Origin of the sequence: Peribacillus simplex (assembly GCF_001542915.1) — a bacterium.
Classification (GTDB): Bacteria; Bacillota; Bacilli; order Bacillales; family DSM-1321; genus Peribacillus; species Peribacillus simplex_B.
Genome location: NZ_LNNH01000023.1, coordinates 103334 through 111289, shown reverse-complemented (window position 1 = coordinate 111289; position 7956 = coordinate 103334). Strand labels below are relative to the sequence as shown.

6 protein-coding genes are annotated in these 7956 nt (G+C 44.5%); all 6 read right to left on the bottom strand.

The features are described from left to right. Positions 1-195: 195 nt before the first annotated feature. A complete protein-coding gene (locus AS888_RS12520; protein ID WP_061142479.1) occupies positions 196-609 on the bottom strand; it encodes a MerR family transcriptional regulator in 414 nt (137 codons plus the stop codon). 83 nt (positions 610-692) lie between these two features. Further along, positions 693-2333 carry a SulP family inorganic anion transporter gene (locus AS888_RS12515; RefSeq protein WP_061142526.1) on the bottom strand — a complete coding sequence of 547 codons (1641 nt, stop codon included), beginning with the start codon at positions 2331-2333 and terminating at the stop codon, positions 693-695. 477 nt (positions 2334-2810) lie between these two features. Continuing rightward, positions 2811-3497, bottom strand: a complete 687-nt coding sequence (gene pgmB / locus AS888_RS12510; protein ID WP_260320193.1) for a beta-phosphoglucomutase — start codon at positions 3495-3497, stop codon at positions 2811-2813. Next, complete coding sequence (locus AS888_RS12505; RefSeq protein WP_061142477.1) at positions 3490-4635, bottom strand: glycerate kinase; 1146 nt, start codon at positions 4633-4635, stop codon at positions 3490-3492. Before AS888_RS12505 ends, pgmB begins: the two co-directional genes overlap by 8 nt. Before the next feature lie 53 nt (positions 4636-4688). Further along, a complete protein-coding gene (locus tag AS888_RS12500; RefSeq protein WP_061142476.1) occupies positions 4689-6911 on the bottom strand; it encodes a glycoside hydrolase family 65 protein in 2223 nt (740 codons plus the stop codon). Next, positions 6908-7942 (bottom strand): Gfo/Idh/MocA family protein, encoded by a 1035-nt coding sequence (locus tag AS888_RS12495; protein WP_061142475.1) that lies wholly within the window; start codon positions 7940-7942, stop codon positions 6908-6910. The genes AS888_RS12500 and AS888_RS12495 overlap by 4 nt, the downstream gene beginning before the upstream one ends. Positions 7943-7956: the final 14 nt, after the last annotated feature.

The window sequence follows — 7956 nt, the reverse complement described above, 5'->3', positions numbered from 1 at the left end:
CGCTGCCATGAATGTAAAGAAGATGGCCACTTGGACATGGCAAGGTCCTAAAATGGCTTAACATAGTGGCTCGAAGAGCCCAAATCTCGTAACCTTTGGTTAAAATTTCAAAGGAATTTCAAAAGGGGTTCGGAATTTTTTAATTCCGAACCCCTTTTGTCTACAAACTGAGACCCAATCGGGTCTTAAACAAGCTTAAGCAAGCATGGCAATGATGCTCAATAAAGAGCTGCTTCTAACGGAAAGCTGCTTTACGGCAAACGAGACCTGCTGTTCATCGAGCTGGTTTAGCAAAGGCTTTAATTCCATCAATTCATTTTCCAGCTCCTTAAGGTCTGCAGACAATTTGTCCACCATCAAGAGCACTTGCTCAGAATCGACGGTGGTTTGCTTCCAGACCTGCAATCGTTTCTTGATTTCATTCAAAGGCATATTCTGTTCTTTATACCGATTGATCATTTGAAGACGGTTTAGTGCATCTTCCGTGTAATATCGGTATCTGGACCCAGTTTTTTCGTAGTTCAGCATTCCTAGTTGTGTGTAATAATCAATGGTTCTCCTCGAGACATTTGCAAGTTCAGCGAGCTGGCCAATCCGATAAATATTCACCCAGATAGTCACCTTCTTTTAAAATCTACTGTTAACGATACTATAACATAACATTCCAAAAAGGGACTTCCAGGATGAATCAATTAGACTACTTTATCCGTACTTCCATTCAATTGCTTTTTTGCAAAATAGAGGGCATCTTCCCTGGATTTGAAAAAATGCTGTTTTTCGATTTTATGATACAGTCCCGTGCTGAGAAGCAATTCCTTCGGTTGTTGCTGGATTCCGGAAATGATCAGTTTTCCTTTGTATTTTCCGATGCGATTAACGATCGCCAATAGTGCAGCCTCTGCTGAGGTATCCATATAGGTTACCCGCCGCATGCTTAATACCAATATCTTCGTCTTATTATCCAAATTTGCCAATATCGAAGACTCCAATACATCTATCGATCCAAAGAATAACGGCCCCTCCAAGTTATACACATTGATCTTTGAACCCGAATCATCGGTTGAGACGATTTCCGTGATATCATCTTTCCTTTCCCTGACCTTTAACGTATGGCTCATTTTCTTAATGAAGGTGACGAACGCAATCAATAAGCCAATGCCGACTCCCATGATTAAATCAGTGAAGACCGTGACGAGAAAAGTCACTAATAAAACAGCTGAATCGGTCGTCTTCGTTTTCAATACATGAGCGAATTCCTTCCTTTCACTCATATTCCAGGCTACAAACATCAATATCGGTGCCATGCTGGCCAATGGAATATGCGCTGCAAAAGGAGAAAGCACGAGCAAAACCAACAAAACGACGATTCCATGAATGACTCCAGACATAGGGGAAACGGCACCGCTTTTTATGTTTGTCGCAGTCCTCGCAATGGCACCCGTTGCCGGTATCCCGCCAAAGAATGGAGTCGCCATATTCGCAATCCCTTGGCCAACCAATTCCTTATTGCTATCATGCTTGGTTCCTCCCATGTTATCAGCCACCGTGGCGGATAACAATGACTCAACACCGCCTAACAAGGCAATCGTAAAGGCAACTGGGAGGAGTGTGATGATGGTTTCCACTGATAACTCCGGTACATGGAATTCGGGGAACCCTTTCGGAATGGCTCCATACGTAGATCCAATGGTGGCTACCTTATCCCGAAATAAAAAGTAGGCTGCCAATGTCGAGACAAGCAGGCCCAGCAGAGGTCCTGGCACTCGTGGCAGAACTCTTGGTGCCAGCAGGATGACGATGAAGCATATACACGCAACAGCAATACTATATAAACTGATCGTGTCCGCTTTAATCACAAGCTCCTTCATGTTATCTATAAACGCTTCATGCTTTTCCACTTTCATTCCCAGGAAGCTGGCAATCTGTCCCGAAAAGATGATGATGGCAATGCCTGTCGTAAAACCGATGATGACTGGACGGGGGATGAACTTCATCAAATTGCCCAGCTTTAGCAGGCCCATCAGGACTAACATCAGTCCCGCCAAAAACCCGGCAATCAGCAAGCTTTCATAGCCATATTGCATAACGATGCCGAATAATAAGGGAACGAATGCACCTGTAGGTCCACCAATTTGATATTTAGATCCTCCCAAAATGGAAATGAGAATTCCCGCTATGATCGTCGTATATAATCCGTATATCGGTTCTACGCCTGAAGCAATTGCAAATGCAAGTCCTAGAGGAATGGCTACGACGCCTACAACCAATCCTGCCGTTACGTCTTTTTGAAAACCCTTCATGTTATATCCTTGAAATCTAGTATCTTTTATCATTCTTTTCATTCTCACATCCTTGGTCTTTTTTGGTTAACATCCACCATCGCCAGTGGGAAAATCGAAAAGCATTAACGTTGTTTAATTAAAGATGGTTACAGGGGAAACGTTTTTTTTCAACCTTCAGAATAATCTTCATGTGCCCTCTCCTTTGTTAAGTTATTTGACATGCTTCAACATTATACAGTAATACGTAAAACTGTACATTATTAGAAATGTAAATATTTGTTTACAACTTCACACGAACTTTTACACCTATATTACAAACCAGGACCATACTTCCAGACTGGTTATTTTGAATCTGGAGATATTGACTATGAAACAGGAAGATTGAACGCTCGACCATTTCCCCATACAGCTCAGGGATCTTGACCACACTACTAAAAGGAAAAACATGTTTTTAGAAAATGGCGTTGAAAACAATCCCTTTCCTTATAAACATAAAAAAACCCGTCCTCCGATGAAGGAGGACGGGTTTCATGAGCGCGTTACTTTTACGGACTTGATATATTCAGCCTTGATTACTTCCCAATTGAGTTCGTTCGTTGCATCTACCTGATAATCGGATTTGAAAAGGGTATTGCCCACTCCTACAGCAAACATTTCGCTTGCCTTGATCGAGTCGATGCCTGCAGATGCATCTTCAATACCAATTGAACGTTTTGGGTTTGCCTCAAGCTGGTTACATGCTGTTAGGAAAATTTCCGGATCGGGTTTTGACTTTTTCACTTTTGAAGCATCGACAACATAATCAAAAGTATCCTCTAACTGAAGTGCCTTCAATACAGTGCTTGCATTTCTGGAAACGGAAGCAAGGCCAATAGGGACTCCTTCACTTTTGATGGCGGTTATCAGCTCGATGATTCCCGGCAGTATATCATGAGGCGTCAACTGCTTCAAAAACTGACAATAATGTTGATTCTTCTTTTCAGCCATTTCTTCTTTTTCACTTAGCGAAAAGTCATTTTGTCGATTGCCTTCCTGTAGAATCAGTTCAAGTGAAGCCATGCGGCTTACACCCTTTAACCTCTCGTTAAACATTTCGTCAATATCGATGTTTATCTCACGAGCGAGGTCCCGCCAAGCCAGGAAATGATAATGCGCTGTATCCGTTATGACACCATCAAGGTCGAATACTACAGCATCGATAAATTTTTCATCCATTGGAACCATCCCTTTCATTTCGAAGCAATGCTGCCACATTTCGAGATGTTCTCTCGATATTTGCAAATGCACCGCTTAGAATGTTTTCAATTGGCAGCATGGCAGGAATGGTGGGGAAGATCGCATCAAAGCCATGATCATAAAGAGCCTCCGAGCCTTCACCCACACTTCCGCAAATCGCTATCACCTTCGCTTTTCGCGGCGCACATTTCGCTACGCCAGCAGGTGCTTTTCCATTTATTGTTTGGCTATCTATTTTTCCTTCGCCGACGATCACGATATCCGCATCTTGGCAGATTTCTTTCATCTTTAAATGCTCCAGCACGAGATCGATGCCCTTCTTTATTTGAGCTCCTGTGAATAACAGCAGACCTGCCCCCATCCCTCCGCCTGCACCGCTTCCCGGCAAGGAGGAGACATCCGTTCCCATATAGCTGCCTGCGATTTGATGAAACCTGCCCATGGCTTGATCCATCTCATTCAACATCTCTTTAGGCAGCCCTTTTTGCGGTCCATAGATATACGTAGCACCATTCCTGCCCGTTAAGGGGTTATCGACATCTGCCGCCACTACTATTTTTACAGTATCCAAACGCCGATCACGGTTGCGATCAGACAATGAAGTTATATGAAATAGATCCTTGCCGATACCCTCTACCTGCTTTCCTTGTTCATCGAAAAATTCATAACCAAGCGCGGATGCCATGCCCACACCGCCATCATTCGTTGAACTCCCGCCCACTCCAATGATTAGTTCCGCAGCTCCATGATTCAGCGCATGAAGCATCAGCTCTCCCACACCAAAGGAAGTGGTATGTAACGGATTTCGCCGATCCTTCGGAACAAGGTGTAATCCGCAAGCCTCCGCCATTTCGATAAAAGCTGTCTTGCCATCATTCGAGAATGCTATTTTCGCTTCTACCGGAATTCCAAGCGGACCTGTAACGAATACGCTTTCGATGCTTCCGTTATGTGCGGATACCAATGCCTGTACCGTACCTTCACCGCCATCTGCAATTGGCAGCAAGTGATACTCCGCTTGCGGGAAAATGGACAGAAATCCAGCTTGAATGGCTCTTGCCACTTCGTCTGCTGGTAAACTCTCTTTAAATGAATCTGGTGCAATGACTACTTTCATGTTTGCCTCCAATTTTTTTAATGATCGCTAGCAAGAACGGATGCTATTCTCTTTTAGTGAAGGTCCATTGCAAATTTGTCCGATACGAGAAATTCAGTCCCATTTAGTTCGATACATACGTCATCACCCGAAACCTTGGTTATGACGGCTTGGTTGTGGGTTAGGGCAATATGTAAGCGAGACCCTTGGAAAATGAGCGGGAAAGCAAGTTCTGACCATCCTGATGGCAGCTTAGGGTCCAGACTTAACCGCTGATTCTTGATCGAGACATTTGCAAAACCGAACATTGCAGCCATCCAGATGGCACCGAGGGAAGCAGCATGAAGTCCCTCATCAGAGGATTGAGGATTCGGGCCCAAGTCGATTAAACAGCTCTCCTGGAAAAATTCGTATGCCTTTTCGATTTCCCCCGCCCTTGCTGCAACTATGGCATGAATCGCTTTGCTCAATGAAGAGTCGTGGATGGTATGCTCCTCATAATAACGCAGATTTTCATAGATTATATCACTTGGAAATACATCCGGTAATAAGTAGAGCAGCATGACGACATCCGCCTGTTTCAGGATTTGCATCTCATTCACTTCTTGACGTGAATAATCCATAAGGATGCCCTGACTGCCCTGAGCTTGTTTGTACCGTGAAAGGTCGATCTCAGGCTTGCTCAGGAAGGTATCATCTTGGGGGATGATTTTATCATCATTGGCCTTAGGCAGATATAAGCGCTTCAAAAACTCATGGCCCCGATCCTTTAATTGCCGATCATCATCCCCGTATTTATCCATAAAAAACAGCGCCTGCTCGACATTGTACCAAGCCATATAATTGGTAAAGGCATTATTATCGATATGCTCCGTGTACTCATCCGGTCCGATGACATCTTTGATAACCAGCTGGTCATTTTCTTCCACGGCCCGGCTGATCCAAAACCGGCTCGTTTCCTTAAGAAGCTCCAGCCCTTCTTTTTTCATGAACCAGTCATCCCATGTATTTTGGTAGTATTTCACTACAGTATAGGCAATGTCTGCAACAATATGGTGCTCCGCCAAAGCGGAGGCCACCTTCTGACGCTTCCCGGTTTTAATGTTGATGGCTGCAAATTCAGGTGTTTCTTCTTCACCAGTGAACGCACTTTCCCAAGGGAACAAAGCCCCTTCATAGCCATTCGTTGCAGCTTTATCCAGCGCTTGCTTCAGCCTCAGATAACGGTAACGCAAAAGCTTCCTCGCTTTTTCCGGCTCCGTATACAGATGAAACGGTGTTATGAATATTTCCGTATCCCAAAACACATGACCTTTATAACCTTCTCCCGTCAACCCCTTTGCACCTACGCTAAACCGCTCATCATGGGCAGGTGTCATGACCTCCAGTTGATATAGGGAAAAATCGATGGCAAGCTGGTCAAAATCCCTCGTCGATGCCACTTTGATGCGCTTTTCCATCCAAAATTGCGCCCACTCCCCTGCCGATTTATGCAGCAAAGCATCATATCCAACAGCAGAGCAGCTTCGTAGGACCGCTTCCGTTGCTTCTTCAGGGCTTTCCCCCCTTAAATCACCATCCAGGGACGTAAAAATGACGCTCATTTTTTCAAGAACGAAAGGGGTATCAGCCAGAAGGTTTTGATTAATGGCGGATAGCAGCTGCCTATTTTTAGCAGTGTGGGACATCTCGCCTTTGACTGAACCAGTACAACATGTTGCAATTGCGATGGTATGCCCCGATTCGGTTGTTTTATAGGTTCCCTGAAGCAAGTCCCCTTCCGCAACACGAACCTTTTCTTCAATAAGATGCTGTCTTCCAAAATTCGTTTGCTGTGCATCGATTCCAGTCACGATTTTCATTTGAGCAGGTTTATCCAAAGAAGTAACCGTCAATTTAGTTGCCAGAACATGGCGGTCGTTTTTTGCGGCAAAACGCTGAAACGTAAGGCGGAAGCGTGAACCGGTTCTGCTTTTCCATAATATATCACGTCGCAGTTCCCCGTTTTCAAGGTTCAACTGGCGTTTGTAGGAAAGAATCTCTCCTGTTAATAGGGAAAAGACCTCTCCATCAAGCTCAATATTCATGCCCGCCACATCTGGCAAGTTGACCAAATCGGACGGTTCATTGACTGTAGCTTTATTATAAATCCCTGCCACATACATCCCTCTTGTTTGATTTACATAATTTTCTTCATGGGAAGCACGCAGACCGAAATATCCGTTGCCTACAGTCATTAAACTAGCGAATTTATTTATATAGCGCGGATCGAAACTATTTTCTTCTAATTTTTTCATATCGTTATGCTTTCACCTTTTTCAGCAGATTGATAGAGAGCTTCGACGAGTTGCATGATCAAGTAACCTTCTCTTCCATCAGCCACCATGACCTCTTTGCCTAGGCATTTATCAACAAAGGCTGCCATTCCTTTCTGTAGCCTTTCTGGATCGGCTGTCTTCCTATCCAATATCGTCACCAATTCCCCTTTTCGATCGGAATAAATATGGGCAGGAAACAGGGTTGCACCCGCCTCATCCCCAAGGAATTCCACATTCATGATGGATGTTTCTTTTATATTCAGAGCAAATGAAGTCTCGATTTGCAGCAAGCACCCGCCTTCAAGCTCTATGAATCCAAATAGGGAATCCTCCACTTCATACTTGTTTGGATCCCATTCACCAAAAGATCCGTGCGATTTTTTCGTGCCGATTTTTTGAAACATTTTTGCCGTTACCTTTTCGACTTTTGGATAACCTAAAACATGGAGGGCGGCATCGAGCATGTGGACGCCCAAATCTATCAGGGGCCCCCCGCCCTGCGCTTCTTTGTTAGTGAAATTTCCCCAACCAGGTACACCGCTTCGGCGCAGCGCCTTCGCTTTTACAACATAAACATCCCCAAGCACGCCTTCCGCCACTTTTTGCTGCATGATTTCAACGTCTTCGGCAAAGCGATGGTGAAAATTATAAGCGAGAATTAGATTTTTTTCTTTAGCCACTTCTTGCATCTGCCTTGCTTCTTGGCTTGAAATGGAAGGCGGCTTCTCGCAGAGAACATGACAGCCATGCTCCAAAGCCTTCATGACATGCTCATGATGGAATTTATTCGGCGTGCAGACACTGACGATGTCCGGGTGTTCCGCTTGAAACATTTCCTCTACATCCGTATAGTATCGGGCGATTCCATTCCGTTCCGCAAACTCTTTTGTCCGTTCGAAATTTGAGCCGACAACTGCGACAATTTCAACCTCATTCCTGGTACGGTAGTATGAAACATGGACCTTTTCCGCCATTTGCCCTCCACCAATTATCGCAATTCTCTTCTTCATCTTCAGTCAGCCCC